Genomic DNA, 1335 nt, shown 5'->3' with positions numbered 1-1335 from the left:
GTGCGTCGTTCAAGTCATGTCCGATAATCCCGTGCCTGACCTAGACTGGGAAGAAGCCGAGTTTCGCGCAAGAGTGCTTGCCGAGCTGCCGGAACAGCTCACCGAAGGTGACGTTTCTTGGGCGATGCGGCAGTTGGATGTCAGCCGGGCGACGGTCTATCGTTTGGCAAAGCAGTTCCGGGAGGATGCGCGGACCAGCGCACTTCTGCCGAATACATCCGGCCCAAAGCCAGGCATGCAGCCAATGGACCCTGCGGTCGAGGCGATCGTGGCTCACCATTTCAGGGAATTCTACGCCACCCGCCGCAAACCGACCAAGACCCGGTTCTGGCGCGAGGTTGCAGCCGACTGCAAGGCGAAAGGGCTGGCACCACCCTCGATCCGGCGCCTTGGCCGCTGGCTGGATCTGAAGGATCAGGCAAAACTCATGGCCAGGCGGGAGGGGAAGGACAAGGCGGAGCGCCGCCACCTTGCCACGCCCGGAACGCTCACCGCGGCCCGCCCGCTCGACATCGTCCAGATCGATCATACCAAGGCTGATGTGACGGTCGTCGATCCAGTAACCCGGCGCCCACTTGGCCGGCCGACGCTGACCGTGGCGATCGACGGGAATACCCGCATGGTTCTGGGGTTTCACCTGTCTCTGGAACCGCCCTCGCTTCTTTCAGTCGCGCTTTGCCTGACCCATGCGGTGATGGACAAGTCGCATTGGCTGACGGCGCGTGGGATCAATACGGACTGGCCCGCCCATGGTATCCCCAGGGCGATCTACGTGGACAACGGCGCGGAATTCCATGCCCGCGCCTTCGGGCTCGCCTGCGCCGAGTACCAGATCGACCTGCGGTATCGCCCGCCAGGCACACCGCGATACGGTGGCCATATCGAGCGGCTGATCGGCACCATGATGGGGGCGGTCCATCTGCTGCCGGGTTCGCATTTCTCAAACATTTTCGAACGTGGCGATCTCGACGCTGAAGCCGAGGCGGTGATGACGCTTGCGGAGCTGGAAACCTGGCTCGCCCTCGAAATCACCGGCTCCTACCACGCGCGCATCCACAGCGCCTTGGAAACTACGCCCTCTGCGGCCTGGGTTGCGCGGGCAGACACGGCGAAGGTCCGCATGCCCGCCGATCTGCGCCAGTTCCTGGTCGACTTCCTGCCCTCGGAGCAGCGGGTTCTTCAACGCGACGGGTTTCATCTCTTTCACATCCGCTACTGGTCGAACGAGCTGCGCTGGCTGATGGGCCAGGAAACCCGCAAATACACACTGAAATACGACCCGCGCGATCTTTCGCGCATCTTCGTCCTGACCGAGAACGGGATCATCGAGGCCCG

1 protein-coding gene is annotated in these 1335 nt (G+C 63.1%); it reads left to right on the top strand.

Going from position 1 to position 1335, the window contains the following annotated elements; genetic code table 11:
• Positions 1-73: 73 nt before the first annotated feature.
• On the top strand, positions 74-1335 hold a 1262-nt coding region (locus ACGYK7_RS19125), incomplete at its 3' end, for a Mu transposase C-terminal domain-containing protein (RefSeq protein ID WP_394403953.1).

Origin of the sequence: Sulfitobacter sp. 1A15299, from assembly GCF_043556915.1 — a bacterium.
Classification (GTDB): Bacteria; Pseudomonadota; Alphaproteobacteria; order Rhodobacterales; family Rhodobacteraceae; genus Sulfitobacter.
The sequence above is the reverse complement of the archived record's forward strand: the minus strand, read 5'-3'. Positions and strand labels throughout refer to the sequence as shown.